The 24,658-nt window shown below is 70.3% G+C and carries 24 protein-coding genes; 14 read left to right on the forward strand and 10 right to left on the reverse strand.

What is annotated here, in order from left to right:
• The 13 genes from QM582_RS11420 to QM582_RS11480 all read left to right on the forward strand — a co-directional run.
• The coding region (locus tag QM582_RS11420; RefSeq protein ID WP_415084494.1) for a hypothetical protein at nucleotides 1–541 on the forward strand (541 nt) is incomplete at its 5' end.
• Nucleotides 538–2,400 carry a beta-ketoacyl synthase N-terminal-like domain-containing protein gene (locus QM582_RS11425; RefSeq protein ID WP_415084496.1) on the forward strand — a complete coding sequence of 621 codons (1,863 nt, stop codon included), beginning with the start codon at nucleotides 538–540 and terminating at the stop codon, nucleotides 2,398–2,400. The genes QM582_RS11420 and QM582_RS11425, both read left to right, overlap by 4 nt.
• Before the next feature lie 12 nt (nucleotides 2,401–2,412).
• The gene (locus QM582_RS11430) at nucleotides 2,413–2,661 is read left to right on the forward strand and encodes an acyl carrier protein (RefSeq protein ID WP_415084498.1); all 249 of its coding nucleotides are present in this window, start codon (nucleotides 2,413–2,415) and stop codon (nucleotides 2,659–2,661) included.
• Nucleotides 2,654–3,973: an aspartate aminotransferase family protein gene (locus QM582_RS11435; protein ID WP_415084500.1), complete on the forward strand. Its 1,320-nt coding sequence runs from the start codon at nucleotides 2,654–2,656 to the stop codon at nucleotides 3,971–3,973. Before QM582_RS11430 ends, QM582_RS11435 begins: the two co-directional genes overlap by 8 nt.
• A gap of 12 nt (nucleotides 3,974–3,985) precedes the next feature.
• Nucleotides 3,986–4,975: a hypothetical protein gene (locus tag QM582_RS11440; RefSeq protein ID WP_415084502.1), complete on the forward strand. Its 990-nt coding sequence runs from the start codon at nucleotides 3,986–3,988 to the stop codon at nucleotides 4,973–4,975.
• Entirely contained in the window at nucleotides 4,975–5,739 is a 765-nt protein-coding gene (locus QM582_RS11445) for a thioesterase II family protein (protein WP_415084504.1), read from the forward strand. Before QM582_RS11440 ends, QM582_RS11445 begins: the two co-directional genes overlap by 1 nt.
• Nucleotides 5,736–7,103, forward strand: coding sequence for an MFS transporter (locus QM582_RS11450; RefSeq protein WP_415084505.1), 1,368 nt, complete (start codon nucleotides 5,736–5,738; stop codon nucleotides 7,101–7,103). Before QM582_RS11445 ends, QM582_RS11450 begins: the two co-directional genes overlap by 4 nt.
• 1 nt (nucleotide 7,104) lies before the next feature.
• Nucleotides 7,105–7,593 (forward strand): DUF6790 family protein, encoded by a 489-nt coding sequence (locus QM582_RS11455; RefSeq protein ID WP_415084507.1) that lies wholly within the window; start codon nucleotides 7,105–7,107, stop codon nucleotides 7,591–7,593.
• A 9-nt stretch (nucleotides 7,594–7,602) separates the two neighbouring features.
• Nucleotides 7,603–9,987 (forward strand): FtsX-like permease family protein, encoded by a 2,385-nt coding sequence (locus QM582_RS11460; RefSeq protein WP_415084509.1) that lies wholly within the window; start codon nucleotides 7,603–7,605, stop codon nucleotides 9,985–9,987.
• A gap of 32 nt (nucleotides 9,988–10,019) precedes the next feature.
• Nucleotides 10,020–10,787, forward strand: a complete 768-nt coding sequence (locus tag QM582_RS11465) for an ABC transporter ATP-binding protein (protein ID WP_415084511.1) — start codon at nucleotides 10,020–10,022, stop codon at nucleotides 10,785–10,787.
• A 47-nt stretch (nucleotides 10,788–10,834) separates the two neighbouring features.
• Complete coding sequence (locus tag QM582_RS11470) at nucleotides 10,835–11,071, forward strand: acyl carrier protein (protein WP_415084513.1); 237 nt, start codon at nucleotides 10,835–10,837, stop codon at nucleotides 11,069–11,071.
• An 18-nt stretch (nucleotides 11,072–11,089) separates the two neighbouring features.
• On the forward strand, nucleotides 11,090–12,322 hold the full coding sequence (locus QM582_RS11475; protein WP_415084515.1) for a beta-ketoacyl-[acyl-carrier-protein] synthase family protein: 1,233 nt from the start codon (nucleotides 11,090–11,092) through the stop codon (nucleotides 12,320–12,322).
• Nucleotides 12,323–12,331: 9 nt separating this feature from the next.
• Nucleotides 12,332–13,126 (forward strand): 4'-phosphopantetheinyl transferase family protein, encoded by a 795-nt coding sequence (locus QM582_RS11480; RefSeq protein ID WP_415084517.1) that lies wholly within the window; start codon nucleotides 12,332–12,334, stop codon nucleotides 13,124–13,126.
• Here the strand turns inward: QM582_RS11480 and QM582_RS11485 are convergent.
• The 10 genes from QM582_RS11485 to QM582_RS11530 form a co-directional block, all read right to left on the reverse strand.
• Nucleotides 13,110–14,729 carry an alpha-amylase family glycosyl hydrolase gene (locus QM582_RS11485; protein ID WP_415084519.1) on the reverse strand — a complete coding sequence of 540 codons (1,620 nt, stop codon included), beginning with the start codon at nucleotides 14,727–14,729 and terminating at the stop codon, nucleotides 13,110–13,112. The genes QM582_RS11480 and QM582_RS11485 overlap by 17 nt on opposite strands.
• An 87-nt stretch (nucleotides 14,730–14,816) precedes the next feature.
• Entirely contained in the window at nucleotides 14,817–16,067 is a 1,251-nt protein-coding gene (locus QM582_RS11490; protein WP_415084521.1) for an FAD-dependent oxidoreductase, read from the reverse strand.
• A 43-nt stretch (nucleotides 16,068–16,110) separates the two neighbouring features.
• The gene (locus QM582_RS11495) at nucleotides 16,111–17,055 is read right to left on the reverse strand and encodes a hypothetical protein (RefSeq protein WP_415084523.1); all 945 of its coding nucleotides are present in this window, start codon (nucleotides 17,053–17,055) and stop codon (nucleotides 16,111–16,113) included.
• Complete coding sequence (locus QM582_RS11500) at nucleotides 17,052–17,708, reverse strand: hypothetical protein (protein WP_415084525.1); 657 nt, start codon at nucleotides 17,706–17,708, stop codon at nucleotides 17,052–17,054. Before QM582_RS11500 ends, QM582_RS11495 begins: the two co-directional genes overlap by 4 nt.
• Before the next feature lie 285 nt (nucleotides 17,709–17,993).
• A complete protein-coding gene (nadC, locus tag QM582_RS11505) occupies nucleotides 17,994–18,839 on the reverse strand; it encodes a carboxylating nicotinate-nucleotide diphosphorylase (protein ID WP_415084527.1) in 846 nt (281 codons plus the stop codon).
• The gene (locus tag QM582_RS11510; RefSeq protein WP_415084529.1) at nucleotides 18,836–20,341 is read right to left on the reverse strand and encodes an L-aspartate oxidase; all 1,506 of its coding nucleotides are present in this window, start codon (nucleotides 20,339–20,341) and stop codon (nucleotides 18,836–18,838) included. The genes nadC and QM582_RS11510 overlap by 4 nt, the downstream gene beginning before the upstream one ends.
• Nucleotides 20,338–21,327 (reverse strand): quinolinate synthase NadA, encoded by a 990-nt coding sequence (nadA, locus tag QM582_RS11515; protein WP_415084531.1) that lies wholly within the window; start codon nucleotides 21,325–21,327, stop codon nucleotides 20,338–20,340. Before nadA ends, QM582_RS11510 begins: the two co-directional genes overlap by 4 nt.
• Nucleotides 21,328–21,703: 376 nt before the next feature.
• A complete protein-coding gene (locus QM582_RS11520; RefSeq protein WP_415084533.1) occupies nucleotides 21,704–22,351 on the reverse strand; it encodes an HAD family hydrolase in 648 nt (215 codons plus the stop codon).
• A gap of 197 nt (nucleotides 22,352–22,548) precedes the next feature.
• Nucleotides 22,549–23,433, reverse strand: coding sequence for an NUDIX hydrolase (locus tag QM582_RS11525; protein ID WP_415084535.1), 885 nt, complete (start codon nucleotides 23,431–23,433; stop codon nucleotides 22,549–22,551).
• A 508-nt stretch (nucleotides 23,434–23,941) separates the two neighbouring features.
• Entirely contained in the window at nucleotides 23,942–24,448 is a 507-nt protein-coding gene (locus QM582_RS11530; RefSeq protein WP_415084536.1) for a D-alanyl-D-alanine carboxypeptidase family protein, read from the reverse strand.
• On the opposite strand from QM582_RS11530, the gene QM582_RS11535 reads away from it, so the two are divergent.
• The coding region (locus QM582_RS11535) for a hypothetical protein (RefSeq protein WP_415084538.1) at nucleotides 24,438–24,658 on the forward strand (221 nt) is incomplete at its 3' end. The genes QM582_RS11530 and QM582_RS11535 overlap by 11 nt on opposite strands.

A 24,658-nucleotide genomic window follows, 5' to 3' on the forward strand; every position in this document is an offset into this window, starting at 1 on the left:
CCGGCCGGGTCGGCGCAGCCGGCCGCTGGGCGGCGCGAACCCGCTGGAGGCGGCGCTCGCTGCGGTCCGCGACGAACTGGCACCGCTCGGCGGCCCCGGACCGGTCGCGGTCGGTTTCGTCGCCGATTGCCGGCGCTGGACGGACGCCGACCACGCGGGGTGCCTCGGCGAGTTCCTGGACGTGGTCCCGGTGCTGCTCGACGGCGACGCGGATCACCTCGCCGTGGCCGAGCGGCTCGGCCGGGCCCGGCAGAACGGGCTGCACTACCTGCACGCGCTGTCCACCGAGCCGGACGGGGACGCCCTGCTGCGCGAGCTGCAGGCCGTCTACCGGACGCCGCAGGGCGGGCTGGGCCTGGTGCTGGTCAACTTCCAGGGCTTCGTCCGGGAACAGGACTACCCGGACGACGACCACCCCGACGGCGCGGGCAACGGCCCGCTGCCCGCGGTCGCCCAGTTCAACATCTGGCACGACGATCAGGCGCTGCACCTGGAGCTGCTCTCCGGGGACGCCGGCGCGGGACGAGAGGGGCGATCATGACCGACCGATCCGCTGTCGCGGTCACCGGGCTCGCGGTGCGGCTGCCCGGCGCCGACACCCCGGAGCAGTTCTGGCGGATCCTCGTCGACGGCATCGACAAGACCGCGGTGGTCAGCCGGCGGCGCCGCGAACTCGCCTTCGCCCCGGACTGGAGCGACGTGATCGGCGAGGTGGCCGACATCGACCGCTTCGACGCCGACTTCTTCGGCATCGATCACGACGAGGCCACCTTCATGGATCCGCAGCACCGGATCACCATGGAGATCGCCCACGACGCGCTGGGCGACGCCGGGCTGCTCGAGGCGGAGGTGACCACGCCGCGCCGCTACGGCGTCTACGTGGCGATGTCGACCAACGCCTACTACCCGATGGTCTGCCGTCACCTGGACCGCACCGGGGACCACGGCGTCCACCAGCGCACCATCATGAACAGCATCAACAGTGCGCTCGCGGCCCGGATCTCCCACCAGTACAACCTGACCGGGCCGGCGATGGCGGTGGACACGGCCTGCTCGTCCTTCCTGACCGCGCTCACCCAGGGCATCGAGGCGATCCGCCACCAGGGCTGCGACGGCGCGGTGGTGGCCGGCGTCAACCTGCTCAGCGCCGCCTACAGCACCATGCTGTGCAACTGCGCCGGCATCACCACCCATCACCCGTTCACCCGGGTCTTCGACGAGCACGCCGACGGCACCCTGATCGGCGAGGGCGCGATCGTCTGCGTGCTCGAACGCGAGGACATCGCGCGCCGCAAGAACCGGCGCATCCTGGCCCGCATCCGCGGCTACTCGATCAACAACGACGGCTCTTCGCTCAACGTCATGGCGCCCAACCCCCGCGGGCAGGCCGACGTGATCCGGGACTGCTACGCGGGGGCGGACGGGCAGGGCGTCGACCACACCCGGATCGGGTACATCGAGACCCACGGCACCGGCACCCGGATCGGTGATCCGATCGAGCTCAACGCGCTGGGCCAGGTGTACCACCGGCAGGATTTCGGCGACGCCAAGGTTGGCATCGGCTCGGTCAAGACCAACATCGGCCACCTGCTCAGCGCCGCCGGCGGGGCCGGGCTGGCCAAGCTGGTGCTCAGCCTGCAGCACGCCACCATGGTGCCGAGCCTGCACCTGGAGACCATCAATCCGCTGCTGGAGATGGACGAGACCCCGTTCGAGGTGGTCACCCGGCCGCGTCCCTGGCCCAAGCCCGCCGACGGCCCGCGGATGGGTGCGATCACCTCGCTGGGGCTCGGCGGCACCAACGTCCACGTCGTCGTCGAAGAGGGGGACGCGGCGCGCCGCGGGCCGGATCTGGCGCCGTCGCTGCTGTGCGTCTCCGCCAAGACCGGGCCGGCCCTGGACCGGCTGCTGGACGACGTCGCGGGCGTGCTCGCCGAGCCCGGCGCCGACCCGTTCAGCATCGCGATGACCCTGGCCCGGTTCCGGACCCCCTACCCGCACCGCGCCGTGGTCCGGCTGGCGCCGGACGGGCGGTCCTTCGCCCGGCTCACCACCGCCGTGGTTGAGCGGCCGGTGAAGCGGGTGCTGCTTCCGGCCACCGCGGACGCCCGGACCGACGAGCTGACCGGCCGCCTCCAGGGCCTCCTGCTCGGCAGGGTGCGGCGTAGCGACGATCCGCCGCAGCGCGGCGAGCTGGCCGTCGCCCTCGACCCCGCGTCCGTGCCGGCCGGTGCGCCGTTGATCGTGGATCCGCAGCTCTGCGACTACGAACTCGCCTCGGTGCTCTTCCTCCGCGGCTGCCGGTTGAACTGGCAGGCCGTCTTCCCCGACCTGGCCGGCACCATCGTCGCCCTGCCGCCGTACCCCTTCGACCGCACGCCGCATTGGCTGAACCCCTGAAAGGAACCCGTGATGGACAAGGAAGAGATCAAGGACGCGCTGACCGCGGAGATCGCCGCGGAGCTGGGCATCGATCCGGACGGGATCGACGATCAGATGAGCTTCATGCGGCTGGGCATCTCGTCGGTCCAGGCGCTGAAGGTGGTCAACCGGCTGCGCAAGCGCCTGGCCATCGACATCAATCCGGTCGCGATCTTCGAGTTCAAGACCATCGACGACATCGCCGAATACCTGGCCGACGAGGCGGACGACGATGACTAGCGCGAACCTCGCCTATCACGAGCGGGTCAAGCGAATCCTGCCCGGAGGCGTCCACTACAACTTCAACATGCCGTGGGAAGAAGTGCCGCTGCACTTCGTCGACGGCAGCGGCAGCCGGCTCACCGACATGGACGGCAACGAATACCTCGACCTGTACGCCCGCTTCGGGGCGATGATCCTGGGCCACCGGAACGAGGAATACCTGGAGGCGCTGCAGTCGGCGATGAGCCGGGTGCTGTGCGTCAGCCACTGCGACTTCGACGCCGATGCGCTGGAGGCCATGAATGCGCACATTCCCTGCGCCGAGATGATCCGGTTCGGCCTTTCCGGAACCGAGATCCTGCAGGCCGCGCTGCGGCTGGCCCGGGCGTACACCATGCGGAACCGGTTCCTGCGCTTCGAGAACCACTACCACGGCAACGCCGACAACGTGATGGGCGGACGGGTGGTCGACCCGAGGGTGCCGACCCCCTTCGACTTCCGCGGCGACTACCGGGGCACCGCGGGACGGGCGGACGGCATCATGGCCGAACAGTCCTACATGATCCCCTGGAACGACATCGAGCGCCTCGAGGAGTTCTTCGCCGAATACGGCGACACCCTGGCCTGCGTGCTCACCGAACCGGTGGCGGTGAACGGCGGATCGATCGACCCGGCCCCCGGATTCCTGGAGCGGGTGCGGGAACTCTGCACCGAGCACGGCGTCGTGCTCATCTTCGACGAGATGATCACCGGAATGCGGCTGGGACTCGGCGGAGCGCAGCAGCAGCTCGGCGTGATCCCGGATCTCGCGACCTTCGGCAAGGCGATCGGCGGGGGCGGCGTCCCGGTATCGGCGCTGGTCGGCCGGCGCGAGATCATGCGCCTGCTGGAGAGCAAGAAGGTGATCCACGCCGGCACCTACAACGGGTATCCGCTGGGCACCGCCGCGGTCGCGGCGACGTTCGCGATCCTGGGCCGGGACGACCAACGCCCCTTGCGGCAGATGCGTGACCGGGTCGGCGAACTCCAGCGCGTGCTGGTCGAGACGGCGACCGAGGCCGGCCTGCCGCTGGTCGTGCAGGGCCCGGCGGGGGTGGCGGCCTTCCACTGTGCCGGGCAGCCCCTGGCCACGCCCGCCGAATACGGATTCGACGTGATGGGCAAGGACATCCTGCTGGCCGCCGCGCTGCAACGCCACGGCGTGCTGGTGTCCAGCGTCTCCCGGATCTACCCGAACGCGCAGCTGTCCGACGACGACCTGGAGTTCTTCTCCTCCCGGGTGGGAAAGGCTGTCGCGGAAGCCAAGCAGTCGATCGACGAAATTTATTGAGTGGAGAATTCCATGACGCAGGCCACCCCCCAATCCGCTCCCGCCGGCCGCCGGCCGGCGAGACCCTTCACCAAGTACCTGGTCCTCTACCTGGTGCTGACCATCGGCTCGGTCTGGGCGCTGACCATCTTCTTCCTGGCCGACTTCGACCTCGCGACGCGAGTGGTCGGCGACCTGCAGCTGACCAATCCGCTGGTGGTCGTCATCCTGCACAGCCCGGCGATCGCCGCGCTGCTGATCTTCTTCCTCTACGACGGCTGGCGCGGTGTGGCGAATTTCTTCCGCAGCCTGGTGCCCCGCCGGCGGGACTGGATATGGATCCCGGTGCTGGCGCTGATCATGCTCGGCTACATCTTCGCGGTGCGGGGCATCGCGATGCTCGCCGGCGTCCCGGTGCCTCCCGACCCGCTGCCGCCGCTGCCGGGGCTGCTCACTTTCCTGTCCATGTTCGTGATGGAAATCGGCATGGTGGCGATCACGATCGGCTGGTTCGGTTTCTTCCTGCCGTTCATGCACCGGATCACCAAGAGCCATCTCGCCGCGGGCGTCGCGACGGGCGTCGGCATCGGCGTATTCGTGGCGCCGGGCAATCTGTTCTCCTCCTTCGAGCTGGCCACCGCCTGGCCGCTCTACGTCGCGCAGCTGTGCGTGCTGTGCACCGGCATGAGCCTGCTGCTCAGCAGGATGAAGGGGAACGTGCTGTTCTTCCTGGTCCCGTTCTGGGTGTCGGCGTCCGGCAGCTGGCTGAACCTGTACTACTTCAACACGCCGACCCAGGTGGTGCAGCTGGTGCTGTTCGGCGCGCTGGTCCTGGTGCTCCACCGGACGCTCAGCCGCTCCGCCGGCGGCCTCGATCCACGGTTCACCTTCCCGGAGTACCTGGAGCACGACTACACCGCGGGGATGGGTGCGGTGCCGCCCGGCCACGGCAACCGGAGCGCTGAACTGATGGCCGCGTCGACGCCGTCCGCCGGTGCCGAGTCGGTGGGGAGGCGGCGGTGATGAGCGAATCCCTGCTGTGGCATCAGCGCCGCGATCCGCGCGGCCGCCAGCTGATCCTCTTCCCCTACCTGGGTGGATTCGGCGCCTCCTACAACGCCCTGATTCCGCGGCTCAGCCCGGGCTGGGACGTCTGGAGCGTCAACCCGCCCGGCCATGGTCCGTCCGCCGGCCCGCCGATCGCGCGCCTCGCCCCGCTGGTGGACCGCTACGTCGCCGAGATCGGCCCGATGCTGCGGCCCGGCGCGGTGTTCTTCGGGCACAGCATGGGCGGAATCGTCGCCTACTGCGTGCTCGCCGCGCTCGGCCGGCGGCGCCGCCGGACGCTGCCCGGCGCCCTGGTGTTGTCGGCCTGCCGGGCGCCCCGCGACCTGCCCCCGGGTGCGTGGCAGCAGGCCACCGACGATCAGCTGCTGGATCACCTGATCGGCCTCGGCGCGATACCCGAGCAGATCGCCACGGACCGCTCCCTGGTGGAGTTCTTCCTGCCCGCGTTCCGGGCCGACTACGGCGTCCTGGAGGACGCCCGCGGGCTCCGGCCGGCACCGCTCGACGTGCCCAGCTGGCTGATCCTCGGTGACCGCGATCCGCAGACCCCGGCCGGGACGCCCCGGGCCTGGCAGGACTACCTGGTGCCCCGGCTGCGGCTGCGGGTGCTGGCCGGGGAGGGGCACATGTACGTGCATCACGCCTTCCAGCAGATCGATCGCGTGCTCGGCGAGGCCGGCGGCGATCGGGTCGCGGCAGGTCTGGGGGTGCTCTCGTGAGCGGGCCGGGCAAGAAGACCGCCCCGCCGGCCGCCGCGCCGACGCGGTCGGACGCCGAACTCGCCGAGGCCGAGAACTTCCGCCGGTTCATGATCATCTGGGTGGCCCAGCTGGTCGCCCGGGTGGGAAACGGGCTCACCGCGTTCGGCCTGTCGGTCTACGTCTACGAGCGGACCGGGCTGAGCACCTCGGTGGCGCTGGTCACCATGGCGGCCTTCCTCCCCTCGGTGCTGCTCGCGCCGCTGGGCGGCGTGCTCGCCGACCGCGTCGACCGCCGGCTGCTGATGATCCTCGGCGACACCGCCTCCGCCACCGGCCTGGTCGCGCTGCTGATCGCGTTCGCGACCGGGGAGCCGGGGGTGGGCCTGATCTGCCTGTGCGTCGCGGTCAGCTCGCTGTTCTCCTCGGTGATGGATCCGGCGTACCGGGCCACCGTCTCCGACCTGCTGACACCGAAGCAGTACGCCCGCGCCGGCGGCTTGGTCCAGTTCGCCAGCGCATCCCAGTACCTCATCTCACCGGCGCTGGCCGGCGTCCTGATGGCGTCCTTCGGAATCCAGGTGGTGCTGTCCATCGACGTCAGCACGATGGTGGTCACGATCCTGGCGATGACCGTGGTCTGGCGGGGCATCCGCACCAAGAAGCCGCTCGCCGAGTCGGGCTTCTGGGAGGATTTCCGGTTCGGGTTCGGCTATTTCGCGCAGAACCGCGGTGTCCTGGTCCTGATGCTGGTGGTCACCCTGGTCACCTTCTGCATGGGGTTCCTGCAGACCCTGCTGACCCCGATGCTGCTCGACCTGTCCGACGAGACCACGCTGGGCGTGGTGCGGTCGGTGGCCGCCGTCGGCATGGTGGTCGCCAGCCTCATCATCGGCATCTTCAACATGAGCACCCGGCACGGCGCCTACATGGGCTGGTCGCTCGCCGGTGCGGGCCTGGTGGTGCTGTGCATGGGCGCCACCCCGAACGTGCTGATGATCGGCGTCTTCGCGTTCCTGTTCTTCATGACGCTGCCGCCGCTGAACACCAGCGTGGAGGTCCTGGTCCGGGCGTCCATCCCGAACGAGATCCAGGGCCGGGTCTGGGGAATGATGAGCCTGTTGTCGCAGGTCGGATACCTGATCGCCTACGGCGTCTCCGGGCCGCTGGCCGACTACGTGTTCAACCCGCTGCTGGCTCCGGGGGGTGCCTTGGCCGGCAGCCTCGGGCAGCTGATCGGGGTCGGGGTGTCGCGCGGCATCGGTCTGATGCTGATGCTGGTCGGGGTGCTGCTGGTGCTGATCGCGCTGCTCATCCCGCGGCTGAAGAGCGTCCAGCAGATGGAGGCGGCCTTCGTGGCCCAGACCCGGGAAGCGACGAGCTGACATGTGGATCGTCGTCATCATCGGCATCGGTGTCGTCACCGCGGTCGCCCAGGTCGCCGTCCAGGGATTCCAGGCCGACTCGGTGGAATGGATGCGGATCCTGCTGCTGCACCAATTCGCGGTCTCGCACGGCATCATCGCGGTCGGCGGATTCATCATGAACGTGCTGTATCCGGAACGCAGCGCGGCGCCGCTGGGCTGGCCGAGCGGGCCGTTCCAGGTGAAATACGGGTTCGCCCAGGTCGGGCTCGGCGTGATGGGCGTGATGTCGATCTGGTTCCACGGCAACTTCTGGGTGGGCACCCTCGTCACGTTGTACGTCTACGGCATCAGCGGGCTGTGGACCCACGTCCAGGAGATCGCGCGGAAGCGCAAAGCCACCGGGACCCTCGACGGGGTGGAAGTGTTCAACGTCGTATTGGACGTCGTCTATCACCTGGTGCTGACCTGGATGTCACTTCAGGTCCCGGGCATCTGGGTATTCGAGTAGGGTGCGATAATGAACCTCAAATACGCGCTCAACGATCTCCGGAAGAATAAGGGTGTCAATATCGCCCTGACGATCGTCCTGGTCCTGAGCGCGTTCCTGATGGCCACCGGCTCGATGGTGATGGAGCGCATGTTCGGCTCGGTCAACCAGCTCTTCGAGCAGGCCCAGCCGCCTCATTTCCTGCAGATGCACAAGGGGGAATACGACGAGGCGGCGGTGCGCGGCTTTGCCGACGCGCACCCCGAGGTGACGAAGTGGCAGATCATGCGGATGGTCGGCTTCGACAGCGGCGTGCTGGCCTGGGAGCGGCCCTCGACGGGAGAATCCGGCGATCTCTCCAAGAGCCTCATCGACAATCTCTTCGTGCTCCAGAACGAGGGGTTCGACTTCCTGCTGGACGAATCGGACGGAATTCCGCGGCCGGCCGCGGGTGAGGTCTATGCGCCGGTCGCCTACCAGCAGAACTTCGGTCTTCGCGCCGGCGACGAACTGCGCATACAGACCGGTGGATCGATCATGACCATGACGATCCGGGGATTCGTCCGCGACGCGCAGATGGCGTCCTCGCTGTCGTCGGCGACCCGGTTCGTGGTCTCGGACGCCGATTTCGCCACGCTGTCGGCGAGCGGCGACGGCAGCCCGGAGATCATCGTCGAGTTCCTGCTGACCGATCCGGGACTCGCCGGCAGCCTGCAATCGGCGTACGAATCGACCGCGGGCCTGCCGAAGAACGGGCAGGCGGTCACCTACGAGATGATCCGGATCATCAACGCGATCAGCGACGGCCTGGTCGCCGTGGCGCTGGTCTTCGTGAGCCTGCTGCTGATCGCCATCGCCCTGCTCAACGTCCGCTTCGTCATCCGCGGCACGCTGCAGGACGAGGTGCGCGAGATCGGCGCCATGAAAGCGATCGGCCTGCCCGACTCGACCATCTCCGGGCTGTACCTCTCGAAATACTCCGCGATGACGTTCGGGGCCTGCGTGATCGGCGGGATCGCCGCCATCTTCGCCACCGATGCGCTGACCAGCGGCATTCAGGTGAACTACTCCCGCGCACCGGTGGGCCTGGCCAGCTTCGTCGTGCCGATTCTCGCCCTGTCGGTGGTGTTCGGGCTGGTGATCGGGATCTGCCGCGGGGTGCTGGGTGCGGTGAAGAAGATCCAGGTGGTCAACGCCCTCGTCCACGGCAGCACTCTGAGCGATCGGCAGCAGGTCCGGCAGGTGAAGCGGCAGGCGCGGCGGCTGCGCCGCTCGGGGTTCGCCTCGTTCCGCGGCGGCGACCTGAACCGGCGGCTCGCCCTGATGGACCTCCGCGCGGAACTCGGCCAGTGGATGCTGGTGCCGGTGGTCTTCCTGCTGGCCACCGTCTTGGTGATCCTGCCGACCAACCTGCTCAGCACCTTCCGCAGCCCGAAATTCGTCACCTACATGGGTGCCCCGGAAAGCGACATCCGGGTCGATCTCCAGTTCTCCGACGCCGTCGACCGGCTCCGCGGCGAAGTGATCGCGAAGCTCACGGCCGACGATCGGCTCACCAAGGTTCAGGTCTTCGCGAATCAGGTGGTCGAGACCCAGGGCGAGGACGGATGGGAGAGTTTCCGGGTCGAGGTCGGCGACTATTCCGCCGGGACGGTCGAGTTCCTCGACGGCAGCCGCCCGAACCCCGGGGAGATCGCCTTGTCGGTGCTCAACGCGCGCAAATTCGGCGTCGGCACCGGGGACGCGATCACCGTGCGCAAGGCCGGGACGACGACCCTGCTGCGGGTGAGCGGGATCTATCAGGACGTGACCAGCGGCGGCTACACGGCCAAGCTTCAGGGCACCGCGGAGTCGGGGGCGGCCGGCTACGTGATCTACGCCGACGTCGCGGACGGTGTGGACGCGGACGCGGTCGCCGAACAGTACGGCGGGCTCTTCCCCAAGGCCAGCGTGGTGCCGATGCGGTCCTATGTGGAGCAGACGCTGTCCTATGTCACCGACGCCTTCTTCAGCGCGGCCGCACTGGCGCTGGTGTTCGCGCTCGGGGTGTCGGTGCTCATCACGTTCCTGTACCTGAACCTGCGGTTGTCCCGCGAACGGCGCCGCATGGGCATGCTGTCCGCGCTCGGCTTCTCCGGCGCGGAACTGAGTGCGCAGCTGCGCCTGAAAGCCCTGATCGCGGTGGCCGCCGGCACCGTCGCCGGGGTGGTGGTGTCGGCGACCCTGGGTGAGGCCGCGGTCGGCTGGGCGATCTCGCTGGCCGGGCTGGGGCTGTCCAGGCTGACCTTCATCGTCAATCCCTGGCTGGTCTATCTGGTTTATCCGCTGGGGCTGATCGTCGCCGGCTACGTCAGTGCCGTCATCGTCGCGAGCCGGCTGCGGCGCAACGATACGAGCGTCTGGCTCAGGGCGTGAACACCGAAAGGCGCGCAATGAATGGAGTGACTATGGACACCGGCACGGCCGTGCTGACCGCGGCGGATCTGGAGAAGACGTTCTACTCGACCGATCCGCCCACGCAGGTGCTGTCCGGCATCGACCTGACGGTGAATCGGGGCGATTTCGTCGCGGTGATGGGGGCGTCCGGTTCGGGGAAGTCGACCCTGCTGTACTGCCTGAGCGGGATGGACCGGCCCACCGGCGGCGGCATCTGGTTCGGCGGCCGGGAACTCACCGACCTGTCCGATCGCGAGATGAGCAGGTTGCGGCTGCTGCAGATGGGCTTCGTCTTCCAGCAGGCCTACTTCCTGTCGAATCTGAGCGTGCGGGACAACATTCTGCTGCCCGCGTTGAAGGCCGCCCCGAAGGAGCGCGGGGCCGCCGAGGCGCGCACCGACGAGTTGCTGGAGCGATTCGAGATCACCCACATCGGAGGCCACGGGATCACCCAGGTGTCCGGTGGCCAGCTGCAGCGCGCCTCCATCTGCCGTGCCCTGGTCACCCGGCCGTCCGTGGTGTTCGCCGACGAGCCGACCGGTGCCCTGAACTCGAGCATGACGACCGAGGTGATGGACGCCCTCTCCGGGGTGCATCGCGACGGCGGAACCATCGTGATGGTCACCCACGACCCGTCCTGCGCGGCCCGCGCGGACCGGGTCATCTACCTGCGCGACGGCACCGTGGTGGATGCGCTCGATCTGGGGCTGTGGGAGCCCGACCGGGCCGCCGAGCGCGAGGACCGGCTCTTGGGCTGGCTGCGCGGACAAGGATTCTGACGCCGATTCTTCGGCACGAAACGGGAGAGAGAAGGGGAGGGCAAGCGATGAACGAGGAAGAGTTCAAGGGCATAATCGAGGAATTCACCGAGAAACCGGCCGCCGAGCTGTCGATGGACGACGATCTCGGGGCGGTGGGCGTCGACTCGATCGGGATGTTCGAGTTCCTGCTGAAATTGGAGGGCGTGCTCGGCGAGCACCGCATCGAGGTGACGCCGGAGGTGGAGACCCTGGCCGATCTCTATGACGCGGTGCTCGACGGGATCACTGGGAACGCGGCCTAGGGATCTGCGGAGTCCGACATGGAACGCGCAGTCATCACGGGAATGGGCGTGGTCGCCCCGATCGGCAATTCGCTGGACGAGTTCGAGAAGAACCTCTTCGCCGGACGGCACGGCATCGTGCCGATCGACCGGTTCGATACCGACGACATGGCGGTCAAGGTGTTCGCGCCGGTGCGCGGGCTCGACGCGAGCGCGCTCTCCGGGAATCAGGCCCGGCGGCTCGATCCGTACTGCCTGTTCGGGATTCTCGCCGCCCGGCAGGCGATCGACCAGTCCGGCGTCCGCGGCGTCGTCGACCCGTACCGCTTCGCGGTGTACATGGCCAGCAGCGCGGGCGGGGTCACGACCTTCGAATCCGAATCGGAGAACCTGCGGCAGAACGGGCCGCGGAGGATTTCGCCGATGATGATCCCGAAGTGGATCCCGAACATGGTCGCCGGGGTCGTGTCCATCGACGCCGGCGCGCGCGGGCCCTCGGTCGGGCACAACGCGGCCTGCGCGTCCAGCGCGGTGAGCATCGGCGAAGGGCTGCGGGCGATCCGGCACGGCTACGTCGACGTCGCGGTCTGCGGCGGAGCCGAGGCGGTGGTGCAGAAGGTGGTGATGGCGGGCTTCCAGAACCTCCGTGCTCTGAGTCCGGCCAGCGACCCGGACCGGGCGAGCATCCCGTTCGATCGCGAGCGCCGCGGCTTCGTGATGGGGGAGGGTGCGGCAGCCGTCGTCCTGGAGAGCGCCTCGCACGCGCGAGCCCGGGGCGCGACGATCTACGGCGAGGTGTCGGGCTACGGGATCACCAGCGACGCCTTCCACATCACCGCCCCCTGCGAGGACGGCGCGGCGGTCGACCGGGCTGTGGACGACGCCCTCCAGGAGGCCGGCCCGGCGCGTTCGGACGCCGGCGAAGGCTCCGTCTACGTCAACGCGCACGGGACCGGGACGGTGAAGAACGACCAGCTGGAGGCGGCGGTGATCGCCCGCAAATTCGGCGGCCGGGCACTGGTCTCGGCGACCAAGTCGATGACCGGGCACATGATGGGCGCGGCCGGGGCGGTGGAAGTCGTCGCGTCGGTGCTGGCACTGCGCGCCGGTCTGGTTCCGCCGACCGTGGGCATCCGGGAACTGGACCCGGCCGTCCAGGTAACCGTCGTCCGGGACGTGGCGCGCGCGGCGCCGCTCACCCGTGCGGTGTCGCTGTCGCTGGGGTTCGGCGGGCACAACGTCTGCCTGGTCATCGACCCGGTCGAGGACTGAGGCCGCGGCATGCGGCCCGGCGCCGGGACCGCGTCCGGAACGGGCGGGCTGGTCGACTGCGAGGTCGTCGTCGCCCGCGCGGACCGGGTGGACGCCGCCGGTTTCGAGATGATCCGGAGCGAGCTTCCCGCCGAACGCCGCGCGCGTTGTGCCGGCTACTACCGGGAACGCGACCGCTACTCCAGTGCCGTCGCCTTCGCCCTGCTGCAACAGCTGTGGCGGGAGCGACACCCCGGACGCCTGCCGCCCGTCGAACGCGCCAGGCACGGCAAGCCGCGATTCGCCGCCGGGCCCGGGGTCGAGTTCAACCTGTCCCACGACGCCGCGGTCTGCGTGTGCGCGCTGGCGCGGCGTCCGGTCGGGGTCGACGTGCAGTCCCGGATCCCGTTCGACGCGGACCTGTTCGCCAGGATCGCCGGCCCGGCCGAGCGGGGGCTGCGGGAGCGCTGCGAACACGACGACGATCTCAGCGGGCTGTGGAGCCGGAAGGAGGCGCTGATCAAGCGCAGCGGACTCGGCCTCTCGGCGGTCCTGCCCGAGGTCGACACCCTCGCGGAGCGATCGTTGGTGTCCTTCGTCAGCCCCGAGCTGGACGTGGTGTTCAGCCTCAGCCTGGACGGCGTCACGGAGCGGAGCTTCGCCGGCCGGGTGCGGGTGCGGATCCTGGAGCCGGCCTGGGACACGGCTGTGGCAAGCGCCGACGCCCCGGCCGCCGGCAGCCCGGCCACCGGCGTCCGGTGGTGGGCCCGGTCACTGCCGGTGACGGTGTCCGGATACTCCTGCTCGGCTACGACAGCTCGATGATCCCGTGGGCGGTTCCGTCCAGCTCGATCGCGTCATCGGTCAGCCGCAGCCCGCGTCCGGTGAGCAGCTTCGCGCTGCGACCGCGGAGCGCCGGCAGGGTGACCCGGGACGCCTGCGGACGTGGATTGACCACGACCAGGTGCGAGTCCCCGCGCAGGTAGACGAACGGGTAGCCGGCGCTGAGCACCGTCCGCGGCGCCGACGTCCGGAGTGCCGGAATGCTGCGGCGCAACGCGATCAACTCCCGGACGGTGCTGAGCACCGAGCCGGGCACATCGGTCTGGGCGGCCACCGTCGGCCGGTCGGACGCCGGATCCTGCGGCAGGTACAGCTCGGTCGCAGGCGCGGTCGAGAAGCCTGCGTTGGGCAGGCTGTCATCCCACTGCATCGGGGTACGGCAGCCGGCCCGGTCGAATTTCGGATGCCAGCGGCTGCCCTCCTTCGACTCCAGTCCGGTGACGTAGCGCATCCCGATCTCGTCGCCGTAGTAGATGGACGGGATCGTCCCCCAGGTGAGCAGGAAGGTGAAGGCGGCGGCCAGCTGGTCGGGGTGGCGTCCGGCGCTGGCCAGCCGGGTGAAGTCGTGGTCAGCGCTGGGCAGCACCAGCAGCCGGTCCTCGCCGGCCTCGGCGAGCCGGGACTTCCACAGGTCGAGGAAGTGGCGCAGCGCGGCGACGCCGTCCTGTTCGGAGACGCCGGCGTCGAAGTAGCTGGGCTCGGCGTCCTCCTGCCAGGGCAGCACGCCGGCGACACCGTCGTTGAACAGCGCGCTGTGCTCGGGGTGGATGACCAGGGCGAAGTCGGCGTCGAAACCACCGCGGACGCCGGCGGTCGCGGTGCGGGCCTCGTCGCTCTCCGGCAGCAGCACGCTGCCCGGATAGGTGCTGTGCATCCAGTCGGCGATCTCGCGCCACAGCGCGGTGGTCTCGACCAGATCCGGGTCGTCCTTGATCAGCGAGAAGGCCATGTCGACCCGGAACCCGGCGACGCCCCGGTCGAGCCAGAACCGGATGATCTCGCGCAGCGCCTCGCGGTTCCGCCGCGGCCCGGGCGCGTCCGGCAGCTGACGCCACGGTTCGTCCGGGTCGAGCCGGGCGTAGCCGAAGTTCAGCGCCGGCTGTTCGGGGAAGAAGTTCTTCAGATACCAGCCCGGACGGCTGCCGGGGCTCGGGATGAAGCCCTCGCCCGCGACGTCCGCCCACACGTAGCGGTCGTCGGAGGGATCGTTGCTGGACGCCACGAACCACGGGTGGTCGATCGAGGTGTGCCCGGCGACCAGGTCGAGCAGCACCCGGATGCCGCGGGTCCGGGCGGCGCCGATCAGCGCGATCATGTCGTCGTTGCTGCCGTAGCGCGGCGCGATGGTCAGATAGTCGGAGACGTCGTACCCGGCGTCCCGGAAGGGCGACGCGAAGCACGGGTTGAACCAGATCGTGTCGACGCCCAGCCAGGCCAGATAGTCCAGCCGGTCGATCACCCCGGGCAGATCGCCGATGCCGTCGCCGTTGCTGTCGGCGAAGGACTGCGGGTAGATCTCGTAGATGACTCCGTCGGCCAGCCAGGCGGGCGGACTGTCGAGAGCGGGCAGGTCGGATATGGGCAACGCGATCTCCAGACGGTTGGCTCAGGGGAGTGGCGGACGCCGCCCACGGGACCGGCTGGCCGGATCATCGACGCGCGTCGCCAGCCGTCATTCTGGCACGGTAGGGCCGGCGGCGGGCTTCGGAGTCCGCCGGGCGAAGGCGGGCGCGTGCTCGGGACGCACCCCGATGCCGGCCAGATAGGCAGGGACGACGGTCAGCGCAGGTACCCGCCGCAGCAGCGCGGCGGCACGGGGTGGAACCTCCAGCCGGGCCGCGCCGGCCAGCAACGACTCGATGCCGCGATGGATCAGCAGCTGGGCGGCCTGGGTGGCCCGGGCGGCGAACGATCGACGGCGCTGCACGGCCCGCAGGCCGGCGTCGCGGAGCCGTCCGTCGCGCAACGGCCGAGCCAGCAGCCGGGCGGCGGCCACGCCGTCCTGAACGGCCAGGTTCACCCCGACGCCGCCGGCCGGCGACATGGCGTGTGCGGCGTCGCCGATGCAGAGCAGCCCGGGCGCCCACCACCGCCGCAGCCGGTTCACCCGGACGTCCAGCAGCTTCACCTGATCCCACTCCAGGCCGGCGGCGGCGTCCGCCAGTTCGGGGGCGGCGCGGGCGACCGCCGCCCGCAGTGCCGCGATGCCCTCGGCCCGCAAGGCGGCGTCGCTGCCCTTGGGGATCAGCCGTGCCGCCTGCACGTAGTCGCGGCGCGGGATCATCACGAACACCGTGCCAGGACCGGTGCGGGGCAGCAGGCTGGAGCCGATCGGCACCCTGGTCGGCAGCCGGAACCACCAGACGTCCAGGTTCACCCGGTGCTCGACCATCGGCAGACCCGCGGCCGCGCGGACGTCGGACGTCCGCCCGTCGCAGGCGATCACCAGGTCGGCGGGCAACTCCTGGTCGCCGTCGACGCCGCGGCAGCGGACGCCGGTGACTCGTCCGCCGGAGCGGAGCAGCCCGGTGCACTCGGTTCCCATCCGCAGGGTGAACGCCGGCTCGTCCCGGCCCGCGTCGGCGAGCACGTTGAGGAAGTCCCACTGCGGGGTCATCGCGATGTAGCGGCGAGCCAGCCGCAACCGGGTCAGGTCGCCGACCACCACCTCGCCGCCGCCGCGTACCGGCAGCCGGATCCGCTCCAGCCGGCTGTACGGCACCTGGTCGAAGGCCGGGCCGAGGCCGAGCTCGTCCAACAGGGTGAGGGTGCTGGGGTGGACGGTGTCGCCGCGGAAGTCGCGGAAGAAGTCGGTGTGCTTCTCCAGCACGGTGACGGGGACGCCGGCGCGGGCCAGCAACAGGCCGCAGACCATCCCGGCCGGACCGCCGCCGACCACGACCACACTGCCAGGCTTCTGCACCTTGCCTCCCCGCTCCACGGTAGGGCCTGCTCCGGACGTCCGGTCAGGTTCGCGGTTCGAGGATGTCGGCCACCGTGTCGATCACCGCGCCGGCGTAGCTGCGTCCATCGGGCAGCTTCGACTCGTAGTCGAAGTAGTGCTGCTTGAGGTTGTGGTGGTAGGGGCCGAGTTCGATCATGGTGATGGTGCCGTCGCGGAGGGCCTGGTTCCAGGGCGACTTGCCGGCGATCGGCCAGCGCCCGGCGAACAGCACCTTGCCGGAGGCCTGCAGGAAGTCCTTGCTGCCGTAGAGATGCCAGAGGTGCCTGACCCGGGCCAGTGCGATGTCGTCGGACAGCATGCCGCCCAGCGACAGCACCGACACCTGCAGGCCCATGGCGTGCAGATACCAGGTGGCGCCGAGGGCGATCTGGGCGCCACCGCTCCAGCCGAACAGCACCACCTCGTCCGGGCTGCCGGGGCGATGGCCGTGCCGCACCAGGGACCGGTGGATCTCGCCGGCGGTGCCCATATTGTAGGTGGGGCCGTAGCGGCGATCGGCGCAGACGAACAGCTGCATCAGGTTGCGCAGGTTGATCAGGCTGGCCAGCAGCGTGTCGGGGTTCTTCAGCCGCAACCGTTCCAGCCAGCGCCACAGCCCGCCCAGCACCCGTTCGGCGGTGAGGCCGCGATTGTCCACCGCGTAGGGGAAGACGTCGTCGATCACCCGGAAGTCGGGCAGCCGGTCGCGCAGGTCCTGGATGAACGGCAGTTCCTCCTCGGGGACGTCCTTGGCCGCGATGGCGCCGATGCCGGAGAGGTAGACCAGGAAGCGTCGCGGTGCGCGGTCCGGTGCGGAGGCGGCCACCTCGGCCGAGGTCGGTGCCGGCCCGGTGACCGGTTCCTCGACCTCGCGGGTGGCCCACCAATGCAGCGACTCCAGCGGAGCCAGCACCATCGCCACCACCAGCAGGGCGAGGATCAGCACGATCAGGTCGCCGACGATCATGGCGACAGCTCCGAGGTGATCATCGGGCGCCCGTTCAGCACGTCGGTGCCGGAGACCCGGAAGGGGCGTCCGGTTCGTCGCTCGAACAGGGCCGCCATGGCCCGGGACAACCACGGCGCGCACAGCGTGGACAGCAGATGCATGAGCAGCCAGGACGCCCCGACCACGGCCAGCGCGGGCCAGCGTCCGATGTCGAAGGTCCCGGTGGTGACGGCCCACAGCACGATGGCGCTCCAGGCCGACAGCAGCCGGCTGATCGCCGGGCCCAGGTAGGGGGTCAGGGTGAGGAATCCCCACACCTGCGGCGCGGTGGCGACCAGGACGCCGGCCAGCACGGTGGGGTAGGGCACCTCGCGTCCGCTGAACAGCGAACCGAGCCCCCACAGCACCAGCGACTCCACGGCGTGCAGCGCGACCAGCCAGGTCGCGCTCAGCAGCAGTCCGGCGGCGAACCGCCAGCCGGTGATCCGGTTCAGCAGCAGCACCACCGCATGCCCGGTCATCAGCGAGATCGCGGCCAGCAATGCGACCCCGACGGCCAGCCAGATCGCGAACGGATGGTCGCGCACCCAGCCCAGCGCCGCGGAGTCGAGCCGGTATGCCCGGCCGATCAACTCGAACATGCCGGACAGGTATCGCCAGACCTGATCCATCCGTGGCGCTCCTCGTCGTGCTCAGGGCGTGCTGGCCCTGCCACGCATGCTAACGGCGGGCTCCGGATCCCGCGGCCCGACCGCTGGTTGGGTTCCGGGGACGTGGGACGACGGGGACGGTTCCTTTCGTCCCGCAGGTACTACGAGTGGGACGCTGGGGACGGTTCCTTTCGTCCCACAGGTATCACCAGTGGGACGAAAGGAACCGTCCCCGATGGACCACAGGTATCACCAGTGGGACGAATAGAACCGTCCCCGGTGGACCGGCGGTCCCCTTCGGTCCGCTCAGGCCAGGTGGTCGAGGCCGATGTCCAGCACCTGCACGCTGTGGGTCAGCCAGCCGACGCTGATCAGGTCCACCCCGGCCTCGGCGATCGGCACCGCGGTCTGCGGGGTGATCCGTCCGGACGCCTCGGTCACCATCCGGCCGTCCACCATGGCCACCGCCTCGCGCAGGACGTCGGGCGTCATGTTGTCGAGCAGCACCACGTCGGCGCCCACCTCGAGCAGTTCGGCCAGCATCTCCAGAGAGTCGACCTCCACCTCGATCTTCACCAGATGGCCGACGTGCGCCCGGGCCGCCTCGACCGCGGCCCGGATGCCGCCGGCGACCGCGATGTGGTTGTCCTTGATCAGCACCGCGTCGTCCAGCCCGAAGCGGTGGTTCGAGCCGCCGCCGCAGACCACCGCGTACTTCTGCAGCGCCCGCAGCCCGGGGATGGTCTTGCGGGTGTCGGCCACCTGGGTGTGGGTGTGCGCGATGGCGTCCGCGATGGTGGCGGTGCCGGTCGCCACCCCGGAGAGATGCCCGAGGAAGTTCAACGCCACCCGCTCGCCGGTGAGCAGCCCCCGCGCCGGTCCGTGCACCGTGGCGATCACGCTCCCGGGTTCGAGGCGCGATCCGTCGGACAAATGAGCGTCGCACGCGATCCGAGAATCGACCAGTTCCCAGGCGAGCTGGGCCAGCGGCAGGCCGGCCAGCACCCCCCGATCGCGGGCGACCAGCTGGACGGTGGCCACGGCGTCCGCGGCGATGATGCTGTCGGTGGTCACGTCGCCGGCCCGGCCCAGATCTTCGGCCAGGGCGGCCCGGACGATCGGCTCGACCAGCAGTCGAGGCAGGGTTCTCATGCGGCGATGCCTTCCACGTCATGGATGCTGACCAGGGTGTGCCGGGGCTCGGCGGCCCGCGGGAAATCGGTGCGGGTGTGCGCGCCCCGCGACTCGGTGCGCTGCAGGGCGGCATGCGTCACCAGGTAGCCGACCAGGCCGGTGTCATCGCTCAGCTGCGGCTGCAGAGCGCGCAGCGCCCGGCGCAGCCCGGCCTCGTCGCGCAGCACCCCGGCGCCGGTGGTGACGATACGACGCACCTGCTCCACCACCGGGTCGGACGCGGACCAGGCCCGCGCGCTCCGGGCCGGGACGGGGACCCGTGCGCCGCCCGTCTCGCCACCATGGACGGACGCCAGCCGCCGGGCCACCCGGCGTCCGCAGACCACCGCTTCGAGCAGCGAATTGGACGCCAGCCGGTTGGCTCCGTGCAGCCCGGTGGACGCCACCTCGCCGGCCGCGAACAGGCCCGGCACGGTGCTCTCACCGTGGGCATCCACCAGCACGCCACCCATGTGGTAGTGCGCGGCCGGACGCACCGGCAGCAGATCGCGGGCCGGGTCCAGTCCGGCAGCGACCGCGGTGGCGTGGATCGACGGGAACAGCTCGGCGAACCGTTCCCCGGGTGCGCTGCGGGCGTCCAGGAAGACCAGATGCCCGGCCTGCAACTGCGCCCACTCGGCGCGGGACACCACGTCGCGGGCGGACAGCGGATCGGCCAGCACCCATTCGCCGCGCTCGTTGACGATGATCGCGCCCTCGCCGCGCACCGCCTCGCTGACCAGCGGCATCGGGTCGACCGCGACGTCCAGGGCGGTGGGATGGAACTGCACCATCTCCAGATCGCGCAGCACCGCACCGGCCCGGAAGGCGAGCGCCAGGCCCTGCCCGCGGGAGCTCAGCGGGTTGGTGGTGTGGCTGAACAGGCCGCCGACGCCGCCGGTGGCGAGCACCACGGCCGGCGTCCGGAGCAGCACGGGGCCGGTCGATGTCTCCACCTCGACGCCGGCGACCCGTCCGCCCTCGACCACGATGCGGCGGGCCGGGGTGTGCTCCCAGATGCTCACCGAGTCGAGCCGGCGGGCGGCGTCCACCACGGTGCGCAGCAGTTCGGCGCCGGTGCCGTCGCCGCCGGCGTGCACGATCCGGCGGCGTCCGTGTGCCCCCTCCAGCCCGAGCCGCAGCGAACCGTCCGGGTTGCGGTCCCAGCGCGTCCCCTGCCGGGCCAGCCACTCGATGGCCTCCGGGCCGGCGGCGGTGATGGACGCGACCACGGCCTGGTCGCACAGCCCGGCCCCGGCCGCCAGGGTGTCGGCGGCATGGTCGGCGGGGGAGTCGTCCGGACCGACCGCGGCGGCCACCCCGCCCTGCGCCCAGCCGGTCGAGGTGCCGGTGCTCAGCGCGCCGGCCGACAGCACCAGGCAGCGGGCCGGGGCGAGCTCGATGGCGCAGCTCAGCCCGGCCAGCCCGCCGCCGACGATCACCGGAGCGTCCACGACGATCTCGGTGCGGACGCCGCTCACTTCGCGCCCACCGCCAGCATCCGCTCCACCGCGGCCCGGGCCCGGTCGGCGACGTCCGGGTCGATGGTGACCTCGTGGGTCATCGTCTCCAGCGCGTGCCGGATCGAGGCCATCGTGTTCCGCTTCATGTGCGGGCACATATTGCAGGGCCGGACGAACTCGACCTCGGGGTACTCCTGGGCCACGTTGTCGCTCATCGAGCACTCGGTGATCAACGCCACCCGCTTCGGACGCCGGTCGGCGACGAAGTCGATCATCTGCGCCGTCGAGCCCGCGTAGTCGGCCTCGTCGACCACCTCGGGCGGGCATTCTGGGTGCGCCAGGACGGTCACGTCGCCGGCGTAGTCGGCCCGGATCTGCCGGATGTCGGCGGGCGTGAACCGCTCGTGCACCTCGCAGGCGCCCGGATGGGTGATCACCATCACCCCGGTCTGCCGGGCCACGTTCGCGGCCAGGAACTGGTCGGGGATCATGATCACCTCGGGCACGCCCAGGCTCTCGATCACCCGCACCGCGTTGCCCGAGGTGCAGCAGATGTCGCTCTCGGCCTTCACCGCGGCCGAGGTGTTCACGTAGGTGACCACCGGGACGCCGGGGTGCAGCCGGCGCAGTTCGCGGACGTCCGCGGCGGTGATCGACTCGGCCAGCGAGCAGCCCGACCGCAGATCGGGGATCAGCACCGTCTTGGACGGGTTCAGCAGCTTGGCCGTCTCGGCCATGAAGTGCACCCCGGCCAGCACGATCACGTCAGCCTCCACCTCGGTGGCCTCGCGGGCCAGCGCCAGCGAGTCGCCGACGATGTCGGAAACCCCGTGGAAGATCTCCGGACGCATGTAGTTGTGGGCCAGGATCACGGCGTTGCGCTCGGCCTTGAGCCGGATGATCGCGTCCACGTCGTCGGCCATCGTCGCCCACTCGACAGCCGGGACGACGTGGTCGACGCGGCGGAACAGATCCTCGGCGCTGATCAGGGTGGTGGTGCTCATCGGGCTCCTCCTCGTTGGATACCCTTATGCTACATCTGAGCAAAAGGCGGTGCAATTTGGCCCGCTGTCGTCCGCGCCGACCTCGGGGTCAACTGCTCCGCGCCCTGAGGGCCGCGCCGATGGTGCCGATAGGTGGTGGAAACGTCATCGAGGCCGGCTCGAACCTGATTGTTGTGGTTATGGGGGTCGCTCGAAAGGGCTGCCCGACCTGGAGCCGGTTTCTGGTGGATATGACCTACCCCCTCGGGGTATTCACATCAACCAAAAAGTGGCTTCGGCTGGCGAGTAGGCTGTTGCCATACCCCTCAGGGGTATTCGTATCCACCGGAAAGTGGTTCGAGACCGGTTCCGGCTGTCTCGGAGCGTGGGAGGGGGGTCAGGCGCCCGGGACGCCCAGCCGGCGCAACTCCGTCCGGACCAGGTCGGCGTCCCCGACCGGGGAGCAGTGGATGCCGTGCAGCCCGAGCTCCCGGGCGGCCTCGACGTTGTCCAGCCGGTCGTCGACGAAGACCGCGGCCTCGGGGGCCACCCCGAGCACCTCGATGACGTGCTCGAAGTAGGCCGGATCGGGCTTGGCGGTGCCCAGTTCGTAGGAGTAGAAGGAGTGGTCGAAGTAGTCCCGATAGGGCAGGGTGCGTCGCATCCACTCGCCGCGGTAGCTGTGCTGGTTGGTGGCCAGCGCGGTGATCACCCCGGCGCGCCGGACGTCGGTCACCAACTGGAGCATCGGACGGTACAGGTCGACCGCCTGCCAGGTCTGGATCACCTGCTCCCAGCGCAGCGGCAGGCCGCGGCTCTCCAGCAGCTCGACCACCACCTCGGCGAGGTCGATGCTGCCGTCCAGGGCGGCCAGTTCACGCTGGAACAGCTCCTCGACGAAGTCCGGCCCGCCGCCCAGTTCGGACATCTCGTCGGTCCAGCCCGGCACCGGCTGCTGCAGGACGCCGTCGGCGTCCATCAGCAGCGCCCGGATCGGCACCCGGCCCGGTGCGGTGGTCACGGTATCGGTGGTTGGCTGGCTCACGACGGATGTTCCTCCTTGTGCAGTGGTGCCGGACGGGGTCGCTGCGGGTCCGGAGCCGGTGCGCGGCTGCGGTCACCCCGTCGACGCGGGACCCGATTCGATCTTCGCATGCGCTGGCGGCCGGGCCGGCGGATGCCCGAAAGCTCCGTCGGCAAGGCGTCCGGACGGCACCCGTGGCACGGCGCCCGGAGCGAGGGTCAGCGGGACCGGGGCGTGGGCAGCTTGGTCCCGGCCGCCTGCCGTTCCTGGAGCACCTCGCGGCGGAAACGGTAGAGCCGGGCCGGACGCCCCCCGGTGTCGGCGACGCCGCCGGTCTCCTCGACCAACTGCTGCTGCTCGACCAGCCGGCGGAAGTTCTGGGTGTGCACGCCCTGCCCGGCCAGTGCCTCGACACAGGCCTGCAGCTGGCTCAGGGTGAACTGGGCGGGCATCAGTTCGAAGACCACCGGCCGGTACTGGATCTTGGCCCGCAGCCGGGCGATCCCGGTGGCCAGCACCCGACGATGATCGCCGTCCAGCCGCCGCCCCGGCACCAGGTCGGGACGCCGCCAGTCGTCCGGCGACTCGGGCACCAGGCCGGCCTCGTACAGCACCTCGTAGCGTTGCAGCGCCAGATCGGGCTGCCAGGGCCGTCCGTCCAGCCCGAAGGCGATCGCGCAGCGCTGCCGGCGTCCGCGCTGTTGCCGGTACCAGGGCAGCAGCGCCGGGGCGACCGTCGAGGCCAGCAGCGGTTCCGCGTCGCGCTGATCCTCCCAGGGGAACAGCGAATACCAGCTCTGCCAGCGTCCGGTCCGGGCGCGCAGCCCACGGACCAGGCCCAGGTAGGAGACCGAGATGGTGCGGGTGCCGGTGCCGTCCCGGTCCCGGTCGGCGAAGGTGTACAGCTGCTCCAGGTAGCCCACGTTGAGGCCGGTCTGCTCCTCCACCCAGGCCCGGACGGCGGTCTGCAACGAGCGGTGCCCGGGCAGTACCGGGCCGGCCGGGAGTCGGGCGGCGTCCGGCAGGGTGAGGACGCAGGGTTCGCCGTCCACCAGGGCCACGATCACGGCGAGCACCTCGGCCGCGATCGGCTCGCTGGTCATCGGCACTCCTGGTCGGACGGGGTCCGAGCAGGATACAGGGCCGCTCTCCGGGACATCGGCGGTTGGGTGATGTTCGGTGGTCGAGGCATCCCGGACCGAGGTCCGTGGGCCGGTCCGCAGGGCTGTGTCGCAACCGCCGGAACGGCGCTTCCGATGAAATTCCGGACCGTCCGACCGGGCCGGCAACGGCGCCGTCCGCATCCGGGAAACCGTAACGTGACTAGGAAAAACGATTGAGGTCGCGGCTCGTCCGGCGGCGTGGTCGGCGGGTCGGCGAGGCGCTGCCCGTGCCGATCCTGTGAGTTCCCCAAGGTCTTCCCGGAAGCCCTTGGTTCTCCTCCGCGGCCCGTCTAGAGTCACTCGCAAGGAGCCCGGGAAGGGCACTCAAGAGCCGGCAGCGGGTGGCAGGTCGGCCGCGTCCCATTGCGATGCACCCGTCCCTTCCTGGGCTCGCCAACGTCTCAGGGCGAGCCGCGCGAGACCGGGCCGGTGCCGCAGACGCTCAGCCTCAGGCGATGCCCAGATACTCCTCCAGGGTGAGGTTGCTGTTGGCGCCGAAGTCCTTGGCCGGCGTCCCGATGTAGCGGTAGTGCCAGGGCTCGAACGCGTAGCCGGTGATCTTCTCCTTGCCGTTGGGGTAGCGCAGGATGAAGCCGTAGCGCCAGGCGTTCGCCCACAGCCACTTTCCGGCCTTGGTGTTCCGGACGCCGACGCCCCAGGTGACGCCGTCCCACAGATCCACGGCGAGCCCGGTCTGGTGCTCGCTGCGACCCGGGGCGGCGTTGTAGCGCCGGGCCATGGTCTCGCTGCCGTACTCCCGGATCTTGCTGCGCAGGATCTGGGCCTGGGTGGCATAGCTGCGGTAGCCGCTGCGCACCAGCAGCCGGACGCCCTTGGCCCGGGCGGCCGCGATCATCCGGGTCAGCGCGCGCTGGGTCTCCCGGGTCAGCCCGTACGGCGAGGTGACGCTGCCGCGCCGGTAGCCGGCGTTGATCGGATGCTTCTTGGAGATCACCGGAATGCCCCGCACGGTGAACGGCCGGTTGCGCTGCGCGCTGGTCCGGCGGTCCTGCGCCGGCGCGGCGGGCGGCTGGGTGCTGGGCCGGGCGGAACCGGGCGACGACGAACCAGGCGACGACGGGCCGGCCGACGACGGGCTGGGCGAGGTGGACGGCGCGGCGGCGGACGCCGGCGCCGAGGTGGCCGGAGCACCGGCCGTCGTGGA

Origin of the sequence: Micropruina sp., from assembly GCF_047607385.1 — a bacterium.
GTDB lineage: Bacteria > Actinomycetota > Actinomycetes > Propionibacteriales > Propionibacteriaceae > Micropruina.

Coding starts and splice junctions, on each gene's coding strand:
- QM582_RS11425 (WP_415084496.1), top strand. CDS start 538: ATGACCGACCGATCCGCTGTCGCGGTCACCGGGCTCGCGGTGCGGCTG.
- QM582_RS11430 (WP_415084498.1), top strand. CDS start 2,413: ATGGACAAGGAAGAGATCAAGGACGCGCTGACCGCGGAGATCGCCGCG.
- QM582_RS11435 (WP_415084500.1), top strand. CDS start 2,654: ATGACTAGCGCGAACCTCGCCTATCACGAGCGGGTCAAGCGAATCCTG.
- QM582_RS11440 (WP_415084502.1), top strand. CDS start 3,986: ATGACGCAGGCCACCCCCCAATCCGCTCCCGCCGGCCGCCGGCCGGCG.
- QM582_RS11445 (WP_415084504.1), top strand. CDS start 4,975: ATGAGCGAATCCCTGCTGTGGCATCAGCGCCGCGATCCGCGCGGCCGC.
- QM582_RS11455 (WP_415084507.1), top strand. CDS start 7,105: ATGTGGATCGTCGTCATCATCGGCATCGGTGTCGTCACCGCGGTCGCC.
- QM582_RS11460 (WP_415084509.1), top strand. CDS start 7,603: ATGAACCTCAAATACGCGCTCAACGATCTCCGGAAGAATAAGGGTGTC.
- QM582_RS11465 (WP_415084511.1), top strand. CDS start 10,020: ATGGACACCGGCACGGCCGTGCTGACCGCGGCGGATCTGGAGAAGACG.
- QM582_RS11470 (WP_415084513.1), top strand. CDS start 10,835: ATGAACGAGGAAGAGTTCAAGGGCATAATCGAGGAATTCACCGAGAAA.
- QM582_RS11475 (WP_415084515.1), top strand. CDS start 11,090: ATGGAACGCGCAGTCATCACGGGAATGGGCGTGGTCGCCCCGATCGGC.
- QM582_RS11480 (WP_415084517.1), top strand. CDS start 12,332: ATGCGGCCCGGCGCCGGGACCGCGTCCGGAACGGGCGGGCTGGTCGAC.
- QM582_RS11495 (WP_415084523.1), bottom strand. CDS start 17,055: ATGATCGTCGGCGACCTGATCGTGCTGATCCTCGCCCTGCTGGTGGTG.
- QM582_RS11500 (WP_415084525.1), bottom strand. CDS start 17,708: ATGGATCAGGTCTGGCGATACCTGTCCGGCATGTTCGAGTTGATCGGC.
- nadC (WP_415084527.1), bottom strand. CDS start 18,839: ATGAGAACCCTGCCTCGACTGCTGGTCGAGCCGATCGTCCGGGCCGCC.
- nadA (WP_415084531.1), bottom strand. CDS start 21,327: ATGAGCACCACCACCCTGATCAGCGCCGAGGATCTGTTCCGCCGCGTC.
- QM582_RS11525 (WP_415084535.1), bottom strand. CDS start 23,433: ATGACCAGCGAGCCGATCGCGGCCGAGGTGCTCGCCGTGATCGTGGCC.